This window comes from Candidatus Effluviviaceae Genus V sp., from assembly GCA_014728125.1.
In the GTDB taxonomy this organism is placed as follows: domain Bacteria; phylum Joyebacterota; class Joyebacteria; order Joyebacterales; family Joyebacteraceae; genus WJMD01.
In genome coordinates, this window is sequence record WJMD01000147.1 from 18,739 (window position 1) to 38,786 (window position 20,048).

Sequence of the window (20,048 nt, forward strand, 5' to 3'; positions counted from 1 at the left end):
GGCCCTCCCTAGACCTCGACCTTTTCGGGCTCTGTCGTCTCGACACCGTCGATCGAGCGCCGGTCTATGGCCCTGCGAACGGCGTCCAGGAGCCGCCGGGTCTCAAGTCGGTCCCGGCACGACCGCTTCCGGATCCGCTCGATCACCGACTGCAGAACGGTGACAGCCGTTATGTCCGCGCCCGTGTCCTTCTGTTCGACCGTCACGTCCTCGCCCGAAAGCACGAGGTCCGACAGATCGACCAGCGTGATCTGACGCCCTCCGGTCGGGTCGTAGAGACGCCTGTTCGAGTACTTGACGATGTGCCGCCCCATCATCCCTCCCACGCCGCCGTGTCGGGGGTGTTTGTGCGATGCACCAGATGCTACGTGCGGGAGCGCGAAGCGTCAAGCCGATTCCGGGCGACACGTGGGCGCCGCCCGGCAAACCGGCCTGTCTCGGGCGATGTTACCGACCCCGGCGGCCTCCCCGCCCGCCGAGCAGTCCCGCGCTTCCGGCGAGGAGTGCGACCAGCAGGAGGAAGCAGCCCATCGTCACCGCGCCCGCTGCGGGACCGGCCCACTCGTACCCGACGTGGATGTGTTCATCCACACCGGCGTTGACGAGAGCTGCCACGATGACGCCCATGATCGCGCCACCCGCGATGAGACCGGAGCTCAGAAGCACGCCGCGCTCGCGCCGGTCACAGAGCTCGTTCTCGCTGCACGACGTCCGCTCGCTCAGGAGGCGGACGAGGCCGCCCATCATGATAGGCGTGCTGAGACGGATCGGCAGATAGAGCCCGACGGCGAACGGAAGCGAGGGGATGCCCAGAAGCTCCACGACGCCGGCGAGGAACGCGCCGATGATGACGAGCGTCCACGGAAGCGACTGCGTCAGAACGCCCTTCACGACCATCGACATGAGGACGGCCTGCGGCGCCGACAGCTTCTCCGAGCCGATGCCGTACGCCCGGTGCAGGAAGAAGACGATCCAGCCGACGACGATCGCGGACGAGAGCACGCCGATCATCTCTCCGAACTGCTGCTTCCTCGGCGTCGCCCCGACGAGGAAACCGGTCTTGAGGTCCTGCGACGTGTCGCCGGCGATGCAGATGGCGATGCAGACGACCGCGCCGACGGAGACGGCCGCGACCATGCCGGCCGGCCCGGTCCATCCCATCGCCAGAAAGACGAGGCTCGTGGCGAGAAGCGTCGCGATGGTCATCCCGGACGCCGGGTTCGACGAGCTCCCGATCAGCCCGACGATGCGTGACGAGACGGTGACGAAGAAGAAGCTGAACACAACGATGAGGAGCGCCCCGACGGCTCCTACGGGGACCTGAGGCAGGGCCCAGATGAGCACGGCGATGACGGCGGCCCCGCCGAGCACGAGCTTCATAGGCAGGTCCATGGCCGTTCTCAGGACGGCGCCTCCGCTCACCTTCTCGTCGGTGATCGCCCGCATGCCGGCGCCGAACGACTTGACCATCGTCGGGATCGCCTTGACCAGCGTGACGAGCCCCCCGAAGGCGACGGCGCCGGCGCCGATGTAGCGGATGTAGTTGTCCCAGATCTCGATGGGCGACATGTCCGAGATGAGGCCGGTCGCCGGATAGAGCGCCTCGCCGAGCCCCGCACCCATCATCTTGATGAACGGGATCAGCACGAGCCACCCGAGCGCGCCGCCGCCCAGCATGACGGCGGCGATCCGGGGACCGATGACGTACCCGACGCCGAGCAGCGCCGGCGCCGCCTCGACGCCGACCTCCGCACCATCGTATCCGCGGATCCGCCAGCTCGGGACGTCGTTCCAGAGCCCGAGGCCCTCCATCAGGAAGCGGTAGAGCGCTCCGATTCCGAGGCCGGTCATCACCTGACGTACCCGTCCGCCGCTCCGGTCCCCGGCGACGAGCACCTCTCCGCAGGCGGTGCCCTCCGGGAACGGGAGCTTCCCGTGCTCGCGTACCATCAGGTAGCGCCTGAGCGGGATCATGAAGAGCACGCCCAGAAGGCCTCCGAGCGCCGCGAGGATGAAAACCTTCGAGAGCTCAGGCATGTAGCCGAGCACGATGAGAGCGGGGATCGTGAAGATGACGCCCGCGGCCAGCGATTCGCCGGCCGACCCGACCGTCTGGATCATGTTGTTCTCGAGGACGCTGGCGCGGCCCAGGAAGCTCCTCGAGAGGGCGATGGCGATGACGGCCGCTGGGATCGACGCCGAGACGGTGATGCCGACCTTGAGTCCGAGATACGCGTTGGCGGCGCCGAAGATGACACCGATGAGAATACCAGAGAGGACAGCCCTGAGCGTGAGCTCCCGGACGCTCCGCCCGGGACCCACGTAGGGCTTGTAGTCCTCTCCGCTCACCCCGCCGTATGCGGACCTGCCCAGTCCCTTCGTCTCACGCTCCATGCAGCCTCCTCGTCCGTGCCTTCCGGTTCGACGGCCCCCGGGTCGACGGCCGGCACCGCCTAGTTGAGCTCAGGGTAGACGGCCTCGACGGACTCGATCAGAGCGGCGGCCCGATCGAGCTCAGGGTCGAGAGCCAGCGCGCGCCTCCACTGACCGTGCGCCTCGAGGGGCATCCCCGCGCGGTCGAGCGTCATCCCGAGTCGCCAGCGCGCCTCGGCCTCGGTGGCGCCCCTCGGGTCGCCGCCCTCCTCGATGTACCTCCTGAACCCCTCCGCCGCCGCGTCGAGCTCCGTCCCGGCCAGGAGCCGCGCCTTCGCGAGGGCGTAGACCACTTCGAGATCATCGGGGTCGAGCGCGAGCGCCCGTTCCCAGACCGGAACCCCCGCGGCGTATCGCTCCTCCTCCATGTAGAACATGCCGAGCAGAGCCCAGCCCTCGGGCGACGTCGAGTCGACGCGGGCCGCCGCGACATACTCGCTCTCGGCGCGCTCCGTGTCCTCGCCGACCCACGCCTCGACCGCCCGGGCCAGGTGGCCGTAGTAGGGGTCGAGCGACTCGATCGTGCTGATCGTCTCCTGCGCCTTCTCCTCGCCTCCCCCCATGAGGCCGGGGGCCATGAGATAGTACTGGAGCACCGCGAAGTGCGCCTCTACGTTCTCCGGGTCGTACTTGACGGCCTCCTCACAGGCGCCCTTGAACTTCCCCGCATAGAAGACGGCCGACATGCCTCCCCGCGCGGCCTTGAGGCCGTATCCGTACGCCAGCGTCAGATGGTATCCGGAGTTCTCGCGGTCCCGCTTGATGGCCCTTCTGGCGTGTTTGATGACCGCGTCGTGGTCCTCCCGGGCGAGAGCGACGCGCGCCAGTCCGATCTCCACGCGGCCGTCGTCGACCATCGGCTCGGCCTTCTCGTAGAGACGGACCGCCAGCTGGAGCTCGCCCCGCTCGACGGCGCGCCCGGCGCGCGCCAGCAGAGAGTCGGCCTCGACAGGGGTTGCGACTGCCGGTGCGGCGTACAGGCAGACCGCGAGCAGCACGAGTGCCGCAGGGCCGCACGGGCGGAGGTGCTTCGGCATGGACCCTCCCTCGCTCATACTGAGACGGCGTTACTCGGGGACGATGTCTGGACCGGGGGCCGCTTTCTCGATCTGCCCCCTCGTCGCCAGGTACGCGGCCAGCGCGATCAGCCCTGCACCGACGATGCCGACGGGCGCCAGCGTCTCCCCGAGCAGAACGGCCGCCAGCACGATCGCGAACAGGATCTCAATGAGCAGGATGACGGACGACACGGTCGCCGAGATGTACCGGAGGCCGGACGTCCAGAGCATGAATGGGATGACCGTGCAGAAGACGGCCGTGTAGAGAATGGCCCACCACGACGCGTCGAACGACGGGAACGCCCGGGGCGCGAAGATGAGCGCCGCGGGAAGCGCCGTCGCAGCTGTCAGAAGAACCTGCGCGGCCGTCAGGGCCCGGATGTCGACGCCGGTCCCGTGGACGATCTTCTTGTCCAGCAGGATGAAGAACGTCCAGGCGACGGCCCCGCCGAGGATGATCATGTCACCCGCGAACTCCGTCGGCGAGGCGATGGTGAACCGGCCGCCCGTCGTCACAAGGAAGACACCGATCATGCCGGCGACGACTGCGACGACCTTCAGCGGGCCGAAGCGCTCGCGGAACATGAAGCGCGAGCCGACCGCCACGAAGATCGTGCTGAGGTTGACGAAGAGCGCCGCCTTCCCCGCCGTCGTCATCGTCTGCCCCTTGAACTGCATGATGAAGCCGACGGCGTTCGAGATCCCGAACAGGATGACGAGGGGGTTCTTGAGGAGCCTGCCGAGCACGCGCAGGCGCCCGGTCACGGCCGCGTAGGAGACGGCGATGACGGTCGCGGTCGCGAACCGCAGGAAGGCGAACCAGTAAGGGTCGAGCGACTCGAGCCCGATCTTGATGACGACGAACGACGAGCCCCACAGGAGCCCGGCCAGAACGGTCGTGGCGACGGCCTGCTTCGGATTTCCCACGAGAGGCCTCCCCGGCGCCGGGCCCTCGTCAGACGAGGACGATGGCCGTGGCGACCGCCAGGATGATCAGACTCGGCACGATGAGCATCCTGTACGAGCGCCCGAAGTCGGCCTTGAAGTACTCGCGCGTCAGCACGTGACAGAGGTGGACGGGCGAGAGAAGACACCCGACGAACCCGAACGCGAAGGCGAACATGACGAGCTCCATGTCGATCGCGTCGCCCCCCATCAACGGAACCAGAAGCGGGAACGCGACGCCGATGAACGCCATCGTTACACCGGTGATGAGCCCGATGAGCATCGGGACCGCAGCGATGACGAGGAGCTCGGGCATGTGCATCTCCATGAAGAACGGCGGGACGGCGTTCACGATCTCAGCCACCTCGAGGATGTGCTTGTAGGCGGCGACGCCGAGTACGAGGGAGACGATCTGGAACTCGGTCGCGCGGCGGTAGGCCGCGCCCAGGTCTTTCCACGACATCCTGCCGACGAGTCCGAGCAGGATCGTGGCGACGACGGCCACGTAGATGAGCTCGATGTCGAGGACGAGGACGCCGACGATGACGAGAGCGAAGGGCCAGACGCCCGAGAGGACGTCGAGGCGCGCCCCGTGGATGTTCTCCCCCGTCACGTTCTTCCCCGCCGGTACCTTCCGGAGCACGAGCAGGGCGCCGCCGCCGATCGCGGCGAGCGTCAGCGGGTAGTTGACGATGAAGATGTCGGCGATCGTGCGGTCGACGAGCGTCGCAGTGAAGACGATGGCCGGGTAGAGAGGCCAGATGTACTCCCAGACGTGCCGGAACCAGTAGCTGATGAAGAACCGCTGCTCCGCGGTGGCCGAGTCCCTGTCGAGCGCGGTCTCGACCATAGGCGCGGTCAGCATGGCACCGCCCGGCATCGGCAGCAGCCCCCCGAACGCCGGGATGACGGCCACGACCACGCGGTTGTCCCTGATGAGCCGTCGAAGTCCCGAGACGAAGCGGTCGAGGTAACCGAGCCGCCCCGCCAGCGCCCCGAGCGCGATGATCGTGACGATCCGCCCGAGAAGCTGAAGCGTCTCGAGCTTGATGAAGGACCGTCCGAGTTCGACGGCGACCGTTCCGAACGGCAGGCGGGCAATGAAGGCCATGAGGGTTGCGCCCGCGAGCATCGTCACGCCGAGGTCGACGCGCAGCCGCACCATGATGACGATGAGGACGATCGATGAGCCCAGTGCGACGATCTCACGTTCCATCGCGGCTCCGGCAAGAGACGGACGTCCCGGCGGTCGTCGCTGCCGACGACGCAAGGCCCGGGCACCGGAGGGACGTCCGAGCGAGAAAGGGACGCGGCGAGTTCTACCCGCCGCGTCCGGGATGACCTGGTCGAGCGGCGCGCTGCCGAGCGCCCGCTACTCGAGCTCCGAGAGCACGAGATTCGATCGCACCATGTCGTCGCGCCACTTGTAGAAGCTCTCGGTGTACGTCAGAAGCGATACGTACTGCGCAAGGTTCTGGATGTTCTTCGCCTTGATGTGCTTCTTGACGGTCGCGTCCTCAGGCAGCGAATCGAGCCACTCCCTGTAGAACTCCTCCTTGCTCTCGAAGAACTCCACGAGCTTCTCGTCGGAGGGCTCGTCGTACTTCTCCTCGTGGACGATCGCCTCGAGCGGCAGGGACGGCGCGAGCGGCGGCCGCTCCGCCGGGTAGCCCATGATGAGCATCGCCACGGGCAGCACCTGCTTCGGGAGCTTGAAGAAGTCGAGCGTCGTGTAGGGCTGCCAGACGATCTCCTGAATGTACTGCGAGCCCAGTCCCAGACACTCGGCCGCCAGGAGCGCGTTCTGCGACGCCGTGTAGCATGCCCGGAGCGCCACCCACAGAACGCCTATGCCGTTGAAGTGCGAGACGCCGCCCTGGAGCTCGGCCCAGCGGTTCAGCCTGTGCGTGTCGACGCAGAAGACCAGCGAGACCGGCGCCTCCACGATGCACATCCGCCGCCCCTCGCACAGCATCTCGTTGAGCTGCTCCCTGCGCTTTCGGTCCTTGACGACGATGATCGAATACGGCTGCGCGCCGCGGTAGCCGCCGGCCAGCGAGCCCCCTGGCCCGGGTGCCCTGAGCGCCGCGTTGAGAACCTGCTTGAGGACGTCGTCAGGGATCTCCTTGTCCTCGAACCTGAGGATGCTCCTGCGGTCCATGATGACGTCGATACAGCTCTCTTTCACACTACCCTCCTGCGTTCGTCCCAGAGTCGCTTCTCCAGAATCTCCTTGAGCAGAGCGCGGGCCCGGTGGAGATGCGTCTTGAGCGTCCCCATCGGAATGCCCAACGCCCCGGCTACTTCCTTGTAGCTGCGCTCCTCGATATAGAAGAGCGTGACGGCGGCCCTGTACTTCGGAGGCAGCTCTCCAACGGCCTCGTGGACCAGTCGACGGAACTCGTCGTCGAGCACGAGCTTCTCGGGATCCGAACGGGGCCGCTCGTCGAGAGCGCTTGCCTCGATGTGCGGTCCCAGCCCGATGTCGACCTGCCTGCCCCGTCGCTTCCTCTTCTTGATGAAGGTCAGCGAGCGGTTGACCGCGATCCGGTAGAGCCAGCTCGAGAACTTCGAGTCCCCGCGGAACCGCGGCAGGGCCTTGTACGCCCTGACGAAGGCCTCCTGCGTCACGTCGGCGGCGTCGGTCTCGTTGCGCACGATCCCGACGACGACCGAGAACACGAGGTCGGCGTACCGCTCCATCAGCACGGCGAAGGCCGACTCGTCTCCACCGAGTACCTTCTGGATCAGCACGTCATCTGGAGGCCCGGGCGACGGCCCCGCGGCAGAGCCAGCCATCATCCCTCCGGTCTCGGCGACGGAACCGGCACACCGGCGGACCGGCGTGCCGCGCGACCGCCTGCCGAGGGCCGGGCACGACCGACAATCGTACCAGAAGCGGACGCGATTCCAAGCGGATTCGGGCTACGACAATCCGGCGAAAGCGCGGCGGCCGGGCCCATCAAGGCCCTCGCGGCGGCGCGACGAGGTTCCGTTCCGTGAAACACGAGCGGCGGACGGGTGGTCACATCCTCAGAACGACGGTGGACGTGCGGTTCCGAAGAGCGGCCCGGTGCGCCGTAGCGGCGCGGGGGCCACGAAAGGAGGAAGGAACGATGACTGCTGCAGCCGTGTTCCTGTTCCCGATGATCATGACCCTGATCTCCCTGGCCGCGACGGTGCTCATCATCATGTTCATCATCCGGGGAGTCACTCACGGACAGTCGATGAGGAAGCAGGCCTTCGATCAGGCGCTCGCAAAAGGCATCTACGACAGGAGCCTTCTCGCCAGCAAGAGCAAGGGGATCGCGCCGCTCGGATGGGGCATCTTCTTCACCGCGTTGGGCATCGCCATGATCATCGGCTTCGCGTCCCTCGGGATCCTCAGCGAAGCCGCAACGGGCGCCCTTATTCCCCTCTTCGTGGGCGTCGGTCTCATCGTCTACTACAGACTGACGAAGGACGTGCGGGAGTCGGAGCGGAACGGCAAACCGATCGAGATCCCGCCGAGCGGGACCATCACGAAGATCGATGACGAGGAAAGCGGCCACGGCGGGGTCTAACGCAGCTCGCACGCCAGCTGCCGCGACGTCCTGAGGAGCTGGACGGCCATGAAGGCGGCGCCGACGGCCGCGAGTGTCCAGAGAACAGCGAGAGCGCCCGGGCTCTGCAGCATCTGCACGACGAGCCCGGGCGTCTCCACATCCGGGAGCGACGGCTGAGGAACGGCATCGAGAACGCTTGCCGCCGCGCCGGAGACCCTCTCTCCGACAGAGGAGCTCCTGGTCGCCCTGATGATCGATGCGACGGTGAACCCGCCGGCCGTCGCACCCGCGGCCCACAGACCGACACGCTCGAACAGTCGACGACGGGCCTCGCGGCGCCTGATGACGGCCATCGTCGAGGCGACGAACCGGGGCGGCGCGCTCGCGTAAGCCTCTGACGAGAGCACCCGGTCAATGCTGCGCAGGATCGCGAACTCACGCCGGCAATCAGCACACGAGGCGAGATGAGCGCGGAGCGCCGCCGCGCGCTGAGCGTCGAGCCTCCCGTCCAGCCCGTCATCGTAGAGCTCGCGGATCTTCTCACACCTCACAGCGCTCTCCATCCAGACCTTCTGGCCTCTTCAATGCGACACGGACTCGCTGAATGGGACTCCGCGGGCTGCCGTGGGGTTTCGCCGGCTGTCGAGTCCATGCAGCGGGGACCTACCTGAGCCTGACGGTCTTGCCGACGACCCGCGTGTTTCCCTGGCGGTCCACGGCGCGGACGGCCACGCGATGCTCTCCTGCGCCCGGATGCGGAACGGAAAGGCTGAAGTACTCCTCGCGGGAGTCGACAAGCCCGTCATCGGCGTCCGCGGTCGACCACTCTCCGTAATCGACCGCGACGTCGACCGCGATCAACGGCGAGAGTGCGTCCCCGGCCCGCCCCGTCACGTGCAGCCGGTCGTCCCGCTCCTCGACCGACACCCCGTCGACGACGGGACGCCCGTTGTCGACGAGGAAGGGCTCGCTCACGATCGTGGCTGTGAGCGGGCGTCCGGGACGGTCCTGCTCATCCGACGCCTCGACGAGGATCGTGTAGTGACCGTCCTGCATCGCTCTCGAGTCCCAGGTATGCGCCGATCGGGCGACATCGCTCGCCAGCGGCTTCCAGTTCTTCTCGTCGTCGGAGCGGACGCGGACGTCGAACATGAGCCGGTCGCCGTCGGGGTCGTAGGCACGCCACTCGACGGTCCGAAGCCCCGTCGCCGGACCTCCGACGCCCCTGCCTTCCCTCGCGGCTTCGAGGTTGTACGTCACCTCGAGCCCGCTGGGGAAGATCTGTCTGGCCGCCGTCGCACCGTAGCCTCCTTCACCCTCGGTGATCGCGTCGGCGGGCTCGAAGACGCTGACCGACTCCAGAACTGGTGGTCTGTTGCCTCCGATGTAGGCCACGAGCACTTCGAAGAGCGACGGCATATCCCCGCCCCGACCGCGCTCGAGGATCGCCCGCCACTGCAGAAAGCGGGCACTGGGACTCGGCACGGCCCCGGCGTCCTCCCCCTCGACCTCGGTCCAGTCCGACCACGTGCCGTCCGGGGAGGCCGTGTTCCCCGAACGCGTCGACAGCGCGACGCCGGAGCGGCCCGGCGCCTCGGCGCGCCAGGCGATCTCGCCCCACATCGCCTCGGGACCGGCGTCGAGCACATCGGAACGGTAGACCCCTCGGGCGCCGCCTCCATCTCGCGCGATCCAGACGGCCGCCGGGAGGCCGGCGGCGATGAGCGCCTCCTCTCCATTGCCACGGATCGTCAGGACCTCCTCGCTCGGACATCTGGCGACCAGCGACGCGCGCCCCGAATCGAGCTCGTGGATGTTCCCACCGGTTCCGGCACCGGCCCAGAGCCCGCCGCCGGCCCCGCGTCCGAGGGAGGTCACCGGCGCGTCGAGCGACTGCCACATCTCGATCGCGGCCCCACCGTACGGCATGCGGAAGACACCACCTTCTCCGAACGACTGATCGAAGGTCGACTCGTCCCCCAGCGCTTCCTCGAAGAGGATGCTCGATGCGGAGAACGACACGGCCTCCGGCTCGATCACGATCCCGGTGACCTCGTCGTACCGGGTATCGTACAGAACCGTCGGATCCTCGCCCGGCGTGACGTCGAGCAGCATCCCTCCCGGCGACGTGCCCGCCAGCACCCGGCCTTCGCCCGCCGCGAGGCTGACGAAGCTCGCCTCGCGGCTGTCGGCAAGGAGGGTCGTCCGTCCCCTGCCGTCGACTGCGAGGACGCGGGCCGAGTCCCCGGTCGCGACGATGAGCCCGTACTCCTCAGACCAGGTCATGTCCCAGATGTAGCCCTGACCGGTCTCGCACACGACGCTCGCGCCGTTCTCCCTGTCCACCCTGAGCACCGCGCCGCCCGGCGCTGTGCCGACGTAGAGGGTGCCGTCGGGAGTGACCACGAGCGCCGGGAGATCGGCGGCCGGCTCCTCGTGGAGGATGTCGATCGAGCCGCCGTCGATGCGGACCAGCCTTCCGGGACTCCCCGTCGTCACGTAGACGGCGCCCTCAGGACCCCGGGTCGCGGCCCAGGCGTAGTCGGCGGCCGGCAGCCGGATGTCCTCAAGCCGGGGCCCGGGCAGCAACGCACCGGACGGCAGAAGCGTCACGCCGTCAAACTCGCCTCCCTCGAAGTCGTCGTAGCCCGAGACCTCCCAGAAGGACGGCGGGGACGCGAGCGTCACGCCTGTGAGGCACGCGAGGAACAGCACCGGGATGATCGTCTGCTGCACCGGACGGAACATGTTCTTCTCCCTCGTATGGTTTCAGACTGCCGCTCTCGCCGGGGACCGGCCCCGGAGGTACGCACCCCGCTCCGCGTCACTCGCCCGACGGCCCGCTCTTCACACGGACGACGAGCTCGTGGAACCCCGTGACCTCGCGGTCCATCGACAGCTCGGTCTCGGAGACGACCGACATCTCTGCCGCGTCGGCCGGTCCGCCCGCGCCGCCGCCGCCCATCGCGAGCGCGGCCCGACCGGGGACCGGATGGACCTCCCGGCCCGCCAGCGAGAGAGAACGCCGGCCGCTCAGCGCCTGGCCGACCAGCGTGCTTCCGGGTTTCGAGGACTCGACGAGCTCGACCAGCCGCTCGTAGGTCCGTGGAGCCGCCCCGGCGCCGAGACGCTCGGCGTCCCACTCGTGGTATTCGGATGCTCCACCGACGCGCACGAGAAGCTCTCCCTCGGACGCCGAGGCCGGCACCGGCAGGCGGAGCTCGCGGGTGACCGGCTCGCCGCGCCACGGCTTGAGGACGACATGCAGGACAACGTCGTCTCCCGGCTCGACGACCGCGCGCTCCGCCCGAACGCGTTCAATGAGGTACCAGCCCCATCCCTCGGTGAAGTCCGCAGCGATGTCGACCGATCGGATGCTCCTCTCGGCGAGCCTGCTGTCGCCCAGGACGTTCAGCAGCGTCGCCAGCTCCCCACCCAGCCTGACGGCCGGTTCGCCCGTGTCGAAGACGTCGCGATAGCTGATGCTCTCCCGATCGGTCTCGATTTGGACGTCGAGGCGGACCGAGGTGCGACCGCTGGTGCGGTAGGTCTCCGAGACCGCGCTGCCGGCGGCGAGCGAAGCGAAGAGGAACGAATAAGGCCTGACGGCGACGACATCGAGCCCGTAGGCCTCGTCGAAGCCCGGGCCCGAGAGGGCGAGACGAACCGGGATCGTCGGCGCTGAGGCCCCGAGTTCGCCCGCGATGCCGGTGGCCCCGTCCATCACGACGTTTCCGACGACGTCGCCGGTCTGCGTCAGTCGGAACGAGACCGACCGGAGCGGGACGACATCGAGAACCGTGGCCGCGACCAGCGGCATCGCCGTCGGTCCCGCGCCGAAGAGCGGATGACCGAACGCCACGAGGGTGTCGCCGTCACGATGTGTCACGGTCCCCGTGGCGGACAGCCTGTAGTCCCCGCCGACGAGCTGGACGCCGATGGGGGACCCCGGCACGACCTCGTCGCCGCCCGACGCGGCGCCGCCCGTCGCGGCGACAGGCGTCAGCCCGAGACGCTCGAGCGAGGGCGTGATCGCGGACCGGAAGCCGGGCGAACCGGGAACCGAGACGGGCACATGGAGCGCGGTGATGTCGTGTCCCCGGTACGATCCGAGGACGCGCCGGGGCGCCGCGGAACCCCGCGAGGGCATCTCGGCGCGACGGGCCAGCAGCGCGGCACGCGAGTTCGCCCGCTCCGACTCCGGCAGAAGGTCGAGCGGGGCGAAGGGTTCGACCTCGGCCCGGGAGCCGTCGACCCGCCCGCTCGTGAGCTCGAGCATGTCGTCGATGGGTGTGACCGCCGCCATCGGCCTCTTCGCAAAAGCCCAGGCCGCTGCGACCGCGCCCACCAGTCTTCCATCCAGGTAGACCGGACTCCCGCTCATCCCCTGGAAGATCCCGACGTCCTGGATTGCTGGGTCGAGCGCCTCGGCGACGATCAGGTCCCGCCCCGGGGCCGTGGCCTCGACGACGCCGGCGACGACCAGGTCGAACGACCGGACGCCGTCGGGCGAGAGCGTCGTATAGCCAATCAGCGTGTCGCCGCGCTCGAGCTCGTGCGCGGGAACGGTCTCCACCGCCCCCGCCGGCCCGGCGAGAACAAGGAACGCGGCGAGGCTCAGAATCGTGGTTCGTGCGACGAGACGTCCCATCGTACCTCCGGGAGGATACCGGCGACCGGTTTCGAGCGAGTCTGCCCCAGGAGCGCCGGAGTGTCAATCGCCGTCGGCCCCGACGCGGCCGGGCTCGTCGCGGAAGCGGAACCAGATCGACGTCTCAATGACGACGGCTGTCGGCTTGCCGCCCATCACGACCGGACGGAAGCGCCAGAGCGAAGCCGCCCTGACGGCCTCCATCTCGGCGGCCGCATCGAGCTCCGAACGCACCACCCGGACGTCGTCCACGACGCCCGTCGGCGTCACGTGCGTCCGGATGACGACACGCCCCTGAAGTCCCTTCTCGAGCGTCGAGCGAGGATAGACGGGCAGGACGAAGTGCTCGAATGCGACGAGGTCGCTGGTCGGCTGCGGTCTGGAGAGATCCAGGAAGAAGACGGGCTCGTCATCGCGTTGCGCATCGGCGCTCGCCCGCTCGGTCTCCTCTCCCAGCCCCTCGCCGGAGGGGATCTCCCAATCGACGACCTCGATCGGGACCACACGATAGAACTCGCCGCCTGCCGGCCCCGCCGAGACGGCGCCCTCGCTCTCCTCCGGTCCGGGCTCCCGCTCGACGGAGATCTCCGGCAGGATCCGGGTCGGTCCGGGATATCCGACCTGCCGCACGATCGGAAGCGAGGGGGCCGTTCGCTCGATCACGATGAACGCGCAGGCGTGGAGAGCGAGCGACGCGACGACGGCGACCGCCATCCGGCGACGGTAGACACGCTCGCGCTCTCTCCGCTCCTGTGTTCTGTAGGGAGCACGCGCAGTCATTGACGGTCCGTTGAGAGGCCGGGCACAGCGACAGAGGGCCTGCAAGGGGACGCCGGAGGAAGCTACTCCTCGAACCGGTACCCCTTCGGGATCACGACGACGCCGTTCTCCGTCACCGTGAACCGTTCGGCGTCCTCCTCGGGATCGTACCCGATCTGCGTCTTGGGGGGGATCCTCACGCCCTTGTCCACGATGACACGCCTGAGCTTCGCGTAGCGGCCGACATCGACGCCCTCCATGAGGATCGACTCGAACGCATAGCTGTAGCTGTTCGTGCGGACACACGGGGAGAGAACACATCGTTGGATCCGGCCGCCGGAAATGATGCAGCCGGTTGATACGATCGAGTCGACCGCGACGCCCATTCTACCGCCCTCGCTCGGTTCGGCATAGAGGAACTTCGCCGGCGGGTAGCGTCCCTGATAGGTGTTGAGCGACCACTCCTCCGAGTAGAGGTTGACCTCGGGCGTGGGCAGAAGGAGATCCATGTTCGCCGACCAGTAGGCGTCGATCGTGCCGACGTCCCGCCAGTAGTTCTGAGAACCGTCGCCGAACGCGTACGCCCTGACGTCGTCGCCGCGGTCGATCATCATGGGAATGACATCGTGGCCGAAGTCGAAGCGCTCGTTCCCGGCAGCTTCGCGGAGGCGCTCGATCATCACCTCGGTCGAGTAGACATAGATCCCCATCGAGGCGAGAATCCGGTCGGACTTCGCCGGCATCGGCTTCGGCTTCTCCGGCTTCTCCTGGAAACCGGCGACGCGCCAGTCGTCCGTGACCTCGATCACCCCGAGCGAGGGACCTTCCTGTATGGGCCGTTCCTGTACGCAGAGCGTCACGTCGGCCCCGGACGCGCGGTGATAGGCGACGATCCCGCTGTAGTCCATCGTGTAGACGTGATCGCCCGAGAGGATAAGCACGTAGCGGGGCTTGAGCTGCTCGAGCAGATAGACGTTCTGCCAGATGGCGTCGGCCGTGCCCCGGTACCAGCTCTCACCCAGCCTCTGCTGAGCAGGCACGTTCTCGATGAACTCGCCGAGAGGATAGCTCAGGAACCCCCACCCCTGTCGAAGATGCCGGGCCAGCGAGATCGACTTGTACTGCGTGAGAACGAAGACCCGCCGGAAGCCCGAGTTGATGGCGTTCGACAGGCTGAAGTCGATGATCCGGTAGATCCCGCCGAACGGGACGGCCGGCTTCGCCCGGTCACGGGTGAGCGGGTGCAGCCGCTGGCCTCGTCCGCCGGCGAGCAGCATGACGATGGTCTCGCTGTACACAGGTGCTCCGATCTCCGCTTCGGGAAGTGCGCCGTGATGATGCTACGGCTCGTAGCGCACCATGTCGCCCGCGGCGAAGCCGCTGCCGTCGACGGCGGTGCAGATCGAGTACTTCTCCTTCACGTCGGTGACCCGCATCGAACCGATGAGCTCCTCCTCTGCGCCGAGCGAGATCCCGGTCGCCGGGTCGATGAGCTCCTCCCCCATGCGGTACACATTGAAGACCATGCCGGTCTCGATGCCGGTGTTCGAGCCCGCGTTGAGGTAGATCTTGGTCGGCGTGTCGGCCTTGACGACGCGTCCCGTCCAGGGCACATCCTCCATCGTCTCGGTGATGCTCTCGACGATGTCGTCGATCGCCTCGCGGGTCGCCTTCCCCACGAGCGTCTCGTCGAACTTCCCGCTGTGATCGAACGAGAAGTCCTGCGTCGCCACCTTGAGACCGCGCTGGGACTTCTCGGAGTCCGCCGTCTCGGCCAGGATGATCTCGCCGGTCGTCGTGTCGATCATCCGCACGTCGGCAGCAACCCGGGCCGTCGTCTTCGAGACGCCGAGACCGAACGACCCCGTGACGCTCCCGCCGGTGTCCGACTCGAGGTAGCCGAACTCGGACACGGTCCCGTAGACGATCGCAGCGACACCCAGCAGCTTGCCGATCGCGGGCGCCGTCTGCTCGGTCACGCGTCCGGACTGACCCAGGTCCTGCTCGGCGAGCACGTGGTTGAGCTGCTCCCGCTCGATGACCATGAACTCCTCCGACTGCACGAGGGCCGTCACGAGCATGTCGGACATCCCGGTGCCGGGGTTCGGTCCCGACCAGCGCCACCGCGAGCGGTCGCTCTTGTCCTCGAACTCGACGACGGCGATCATCTTCCTCAGTCCCTCCGGACCGTCCTCCTCCGCGTGCGCCGGAGCGACGGCCGTGAGGATGACCGAGACCAACAGGACCACGAGCAACGCGAACAGACTTTCCCGCGACGGACGCATGACTGCCTCCCGGTTCATCACCGTGTATCCGACGTGCCGTAGGGCGCCCCGAAACCAATGAAGTGCCGAACGCACCTTCATAGCCCTTCCATATGCCGCGTGTCAAGGCCCCGGGCGAAGCAACAGCGGGTCGCGGGGTGCATCCAAAGAAGTGCGGAGCATTGCCGCACCCCAGCTGTGAGAGTATCGTGTTGCCCGTCCGTTGGAGGCATTCTTGACCACGGGCGGAAACTGAGGTAAAATGTAATGAACACATCCATGTCGTGAAGCGCGACCCGGACGAGGAGGTCCTCGATGCGCCTGGGCCGACCAGGTATCTTTGTGCTCGTCACCGTGCTCGCTCTGACGACGGCCGTCCAGGCCGCGACGCTGAACGCACGGCTCACGTTCTCGGAGTCCGACGTCCGTATCGAAGAACTGGCAGACGGCGATGGTGTTCGCCTCCGCGGCGCCTACGTCAGCGGCGTCGAGGGTGAGCCCGAGCTTCCTGTGGAGTACGTGCGCTTCGTGCTCCCTCCCGGAACGACGGCCACAGGCGTGCGCACCGACGTTCTTAGCACGGTGGAGCTCGACGGGACCTTCTCCGTGCGGGCGCGTCAGCCCGAGGTACCCCTCTCCCGTCCCGAGGCCGCAACGCGCGTCGCACGGAACGACCTCGTCTACTCGCTCGAGACGCTCTATCCCGCACGGTCCGCCGTCCTCGCCGACGTCGGCTTCATGTCCGGCTCGACGGTTGCGACCGTGGCCGTCCGGCCGGTTCGCTACGTTCCGGCCGAGGGACGGCTTGTCCTGCACACGGCGATGGAGATCGAGCTCGAGACGACCCGGTCGCGTGCGACCGGCAGGACGCCGCGTTCGCTCACCGAGAGGTCGAGGAACGTGCTGACCGATCGCCTTGCGGCGCTCGTCACGAACCCGTCCGACGCCGAAGTCCCGGCCGCCGCCGACCTTCGGTCGCAACCCGTCTCGTATCTCATCATCACCGGCGGCTCGTACGCCTCCACGTTCCAGGAGCTGGCCGACTGGAAGACCATGAAGGGCGTGCCGGCCGAGGTCGTCACGACGTCTGACATCTACGCGACCTACCCCGGTGTCGACAACCAGGAGAAGATCAGGAACTGCATCATCGACTACTACCAGAACGACGGCACGATCTATGTCCTGCTGGCGGGCGACACGAACGTCGTGCCGACGCGCGTCGCGTGGGCCATGAACTCCGGCGTCGGAGGAGGCCCAGACGAGGACGACCTCCACTGCGACCTCTACTACGCCGACCTGGACGGAACGTGGAACGAGGACGGCGACAACAAGTGGGGCGAGAAGGCCGACGACAACGTCGATATGTACGCCGACATCTTCGTGGGAAGGGCCCCGGTGAACACGTCGACCGAAGCCTCGCGTTTCGTCGACAAGATCCTGACCTACGAGGGCGCGCCGGGGGGCGACCCTCTCCCGACGGACTATCAGAACGACATGCTCTTCCTGGCGGAGGTCCTCTGGAGCGAGCCGTGGACCGACCACGCCATCTGCAAGAACATGATCGACGACGACTCGGTGCCGCCCGAGTACGATCCCATCACGAAGCTCTATCAGACGAGCGGCAACCTCTCGCGCGGGACCGCCATCTCCGCGCTGAACGACGGCTACAGCATCATCAATCACAACGGCCACGCCCACTACAGCGTGCTGTCGATCGGCTCCTCGGGTCTCTACCGCTCCGATTTCGACAATCTGACGAACGGCGACCGCCAGGGCGTCTTCTATTCGATGGGATGTTGGTCGGCCGCGCTCGACTACGACTGCATCGCCGAGCACTGGGTGAACTCGCAGGGCGGCGGCGTCGCCTACATCGGCAATTCCCGATACGGCTGGGGTTCGCCCGGCTCGCCCGGATACGGGACTGGAGACGTCTTCGACCGGGAGTTCTTCTACCAGCTCTTCAATGAGGGACACGACATCATCGGTGTGACGCACACGCTCCACAAGGACGCGTTCGTCAGCGAGGCCCAGAGCGACAAGTACACGCGCTACACGCTGTACGAGCTCAATCTGCTCGGCGACCCGGAGATGCGCATCTGGACGGCGCCCCCCGCGACGGCCGTCGCGGGACACGCCGACGAGCTGCCGCTCGGACCGCATCCCTTCGTCGTGACGGTCTCGTCGAACGGCAGGCCGGTGCCGGGCGCGTCGGTCCTCCTCTCGAACGACGAGGTCTACGAGCTCGCGGTGACCGACGCTTACGGCGTCGCCGAGCTCACGCCGGCCCCGGCGAGCACCGGCACAGCCGACCTCGTCATCACGGGTCAGGGCATGCTCCCGTACTCCTCGACGGTGAACATTACGTCGGGGCCGCCGGACACGGAGGCGCCCGGCGGGATCGAGACACTGACGCTCGCCGACCCGTTCGACCTCGGCAGCACGATCGAGGTCGACTGGACCGGCTACGTCGGACCGAGCGACCTGTCGCACTTCAGGATCTACCGTGAGACGGCTCCGTTCACCGACGTCGCGGGTCTCACGCCGCTCGTCTCCGGCGTCATCGACCCCTCCGCGAGAACGTGGTCCGATGCCGAGGCGGAGAACGGACAGGTCTACTACTACGCCGTGACGGCGGTCGATCACCGCGACAACGAGAGTCCCATCGACGAGAGCGCCGGACCGATCGCGGCCACAGTCAACGCCCGCATTCTGCTGTGGGACGCCGACGACGGAGACCTTGTGTTCGACGGAAACGGGGACGACTACGGGCCGTCCGACGGAACGGAGGTTCCCTGGATCGACGCCCTCGACGCGATCGGCGAGCTCTACACGTACTCGACATCGCTCCCGGCCGACCTCTCCCCGTACGACCTCATCATCTACCTCGGGGGCGTCATCAACTTCGGAGAGCCCGGAGCGAACGTGAAGATGACCGCGGACGAGGTCTCGGCGCTCACCGCGTTCATCGACGGCGGCGGAAGCGTCTACATCGAGGAGCCGAACTTCGGAGGAACCTACTACGCGAACGGCACGGCTGAGGAGATCGCGCTCTGGGAGAGATTCCACGCGACCTACACCATGGGCAACGGCAAGGCGACGGGCAACGTGTCGTCCCTTTCGGGAGACACCGGTACGCCGACGGAGGGCATGGCGTTCGCGTACGACTACCAGAACTGGCCAGATCAGTTCGTGGCGGAGGTCGATGCCGACGGCACGACCAGTTCCGCCCGGCTCTGGTCGGACGGCGGCGGGCTTCCGCGCGGCGCCGTCTACGAGGACCCGGCCACGGGGTCCCGGCGCTACATGGTGCCGGTGGTCCTCGGCGGGCTGGGCGACGCGGCTCATCCGTCGACGCGGCTCGAGTACGTCACGAGGATCCTCGACGAGGGCGGACTCATCGGAACGACCGGCGTCCCGGGCGCGGGTGCGTTCGTCCGGAACCGTCTCGAGCAGAACGCTCCGAATCCCTTCAACCCCGTGACGACCGTCCGGTTCACCGTGGCGCGCGAGGGGTCCGACGTCTCGCTCGCGGTCTACGATGTCGCGGGCAGGGTCATCCGTGTGCTGGCCGAGGGGCCGCACGCGGCGGGCGAGCACGCGGCCCGCTGGGACGGCAGGGACGCAGCCGGCAGACAGTGCGCCTCGGGCGTCTACTTCTACCGGCTGTCGGTCGACGAATGGACCGATTCGCGGCGAATGGTGCTTCTGAAGTAGCTCGACGCAGGATGGCGCGCGGGCCGGCATCCTCCGGCTCCGCGCCCTTCCATCTTGACGTTCGAAGCACCTTATGCTACAATACGGGCGAATCTCAGAAGCGAGAGCATCCCACACGAGAGCATCAGGCGGCCGAGGAGTCACGCGACCCCACACTGCTACGACGCAACCGGCATGACACAATCGTAAGCGGTCACTGAGGGAGCGGGGCGGCTGTCCCGGACTCCGGGAGTCGTCCTGTCCGAAGCGCACCGGTCGCCGTGGGAAGCAGCGGGGGATCGAGGCGTACAGGCCGCCCGGTCCCCTTTTTCGTTGCCCGGACGCGCGGGCGCACCGACATCTCAGGGAGGACTTCAACGATGGCAACGACGCGGTTCAGGTCGATTCTGGTCCTGTGTCTTCTGGCTGTCTCGGCCGTCTCAGCGACGGCGGCGGCTCCCTCCATCGAGCTCGTCTACAGTGAGTCGGCAGTCGAGCTCAGAGTCGAGGGGAGCTACGAACGCCCGCTGATCGACGGCTGCCGCGTGATCGCCCCAGCGGGGGCGCCGGCTGTGCCGGCGCGGGTACTGACGTTCGTCATTCCCGACGGGATGCGCGTCGCCGACGTGGTGGTGCGTACGGGCGGCGAGGTCGCGCTTCCGGGACGTCACCGTGTGCTGCCGGTGCAGGCTGAGGTGCC

The 20,048-nt window shown here is 67.6% G+C and carries 16 protein-coding genes; 3 read left to right on the forward strand and 13 right to left on the reverse strand.

Annotated elements, in window-relative coordinates; all coding sequences use genetic code 11:
• Positions 1-8: 8 nt before the first annotated feature.
• The 7 genes from GF405_09135 to GF405_09165 form a co-directional block, all read right to left on the reverse strand.
• Positions 9-317 carry a hypothetical protein gene (locus GF405_09135; GenBank protein MBD3368314.1) on the reverse strand — a complete coding sequence of 103 codons (309 nt, stop codon included), beginning with the start codon at positions 315-317 and terminating at the stop codon, positions 9-11.
• Between the two features lie 130 nt (positions 318-447).
• Positions 448-2,394, reverse strand: a complete 1,947-nt coding sequence (locus tag GF405_09140) for an oligopeptide transporter, OPT family (protein MBD3368315.1) — start codon at positions 2,392-2,394, stop codon at positions 448-450.
• Positions 2,395-2,453: 59 nt separating this feature from the next.
• Complete coding sequence (locus tag GF405_09145) at positions 2,454-3,470, reverse strand: tetratricopeptide repeat protein (GenBank protein MBD3368316.1); 1,017 nt, start codon at positions 3,468-3,470, stop codon at positions 2,454-2,456.
• 30 nt (positions 3,471-3,500) lie between these two features.
• Positions 3,501-4,418 carry an EamA family transporter gene (locus GF405_09150; GenBank protein MBD3368317.1) on the reverse strand — a complete coding sequence of 306 codons (918 nt, stop codon included), beginning with the start codon at positions 4,416-4,418 and terminating at the stop codon, positions 3,501-3,503.
• Positions 4,419-4,446: 28 nt separating this feature from the next.
• The gene (locus GF405_09155) at positions 4,447-5,652 is read right to left on the reverse strand and encodes a DUF401 family protein (GenBank protein ID MBD3368318.1); all 1,206 of its coding nucleotides are present in this window, start codon (positions 5,650-5,652) and stop codon (positions 4,447-4,449) included.
• A gap of 156 nt (positions 5,653-5,808) precedes the next feature.
• Complete coding sequence (locus GF405_09160) at positions 5,809-6,624, reverse strand: hypothetical protein (protein MBD3368319.1); 816 nt, start codon at positions 6,622-6,624, stop codon at positions 5,809-5,811.
• Positions 6,621-7,238, reverse strand: a complete 618-nt coding sequence (locus GF405_09165; protein MBD3368320.1) for a sigma-70 family RNA polymerase sigma factor — start codon at positions 7,236-7,238, stop codon at positions 6,621-6,623. The genes GF405_09160 and GF405_09165 overlap by 4 nt, the downstream gene beginning before the upstream one ends.
• A gap of 314 nt (positions 7,239-7,552) precedes the next feature.
• On the opposite strand from GF405_09165, the gene GF405_09170 reads away from it, so the two are divergent.
• Positions 7,553-7,999 (forward strand): hypothetical protein, encoded by a 447-nt coding sequence (locus GF405_09170; GenBank protein ID MBD3368321.1) that lies wholly within the window; start codon positions 7,553-7,555, stop codon positions 7,997-7,999.
• Here GF405_09170 and GF405_09175 read toward each other — a convergent pair.
• The 6 genes from GF405_09175 to GF405_09200 all read right to left on the reverse strand — a co-directional run bounded on the left by GF405_09175 (position 7,996) and on the right by GF405_09200 (position 15,757).
• On the reverse strand, positions 7,996-8,544 hold the full coding sequence (locus tag GF405_09175; GenBank protein ID MBD3368322.1) for a hypothetical protein: 549 nt from the start codon (positions 8,542-8,544) through the stop codon (positions 7,996-7,998). The genes GF405_09170 and GF405_09175 overlap by 4 nt on opposite strands.
• Positions 8,545-8,644: 100 nt before the next feature.
• Positions 8,645-10,729, reverse strand: coding sequence for a hypothetical protein (locus tag GF405_09180; protein MBD3368323.1), 2,085 nt, complete (start codon positions 10,727-10,729; stop codon positions 8,645-8,647).
• 76 nt (positions 10,730-10,805) lie between these two features.
• On the reverse strand, positions 10,806-12,632 hold the full coding sequence (locus GF405_09185) for a hypothetical protein (GenBank protein ID MBD3368324.1): 1,827 nt from the start codon (positions 12,630-12,632) through the stop codon (positions 10,806-10,808).
• Between the two features lie 63 nt (positions 12,633-12,695).
• A complete protein-coding gene (locus GF405_09190; GenBank protein ID MBD3368325.1) occupies positions 12,696-13,412 on the reverse strand; it encodes a TonB family protein in 717 nt (238 codons plus the stop codon).
• Positions 13,413-13,474: 62 nt separating this feature from the next.
• Positions 13,475-14,668: a glucose-1-phosphate adenylyltransferase gene (glgC, locus tag GF405_09195; protein MBD3368326.1), complete on the reverse strand. Its 1,194-nt coding sequence runs from the start codon at positions 14,666-14,668 to the stop codon at positions 13,475-13,477.
• Between the two features lie 63 nt (positions 14,669-14,731).
• Entirely contained in the window at positions 14,732-15,757 is a 1,026-nt protein-coding gene (locus GF405_09200) for a hypothetical protein (GenBank protein ID MBD3368327.1), read from the reverse strand.
• Positions 15,758-15,970: 213 nt separating this feature from the next.
• Between GF405_09200 and GF405_09205 the strand changes: the two genes are divergently transcribed.
• Together GF405_09205 and GF405_09210 are read left to right on the forward strand one after the other, a co-directional pair.
• On the forward strand, positions 15,971-19,369 hold the full coding sequence (locus GF405_09205; GenBank protein ID MBD3368328.1) for a T9SS type A sorting domain-containing protein: 3,399 nt from the start codon (positions 15,971-15,973) through the stop codon (positions 19,367-19,369).
• Positions 19,370-19,728: 359 nt separating this feature from the next.
• Positions 19,729-20,048: hypothetical protein (locus tag GF405_09210; protein ID MBD3368329.1), on the forward strand; the 320-nt coding region annotated here is incomplete at its 3' end.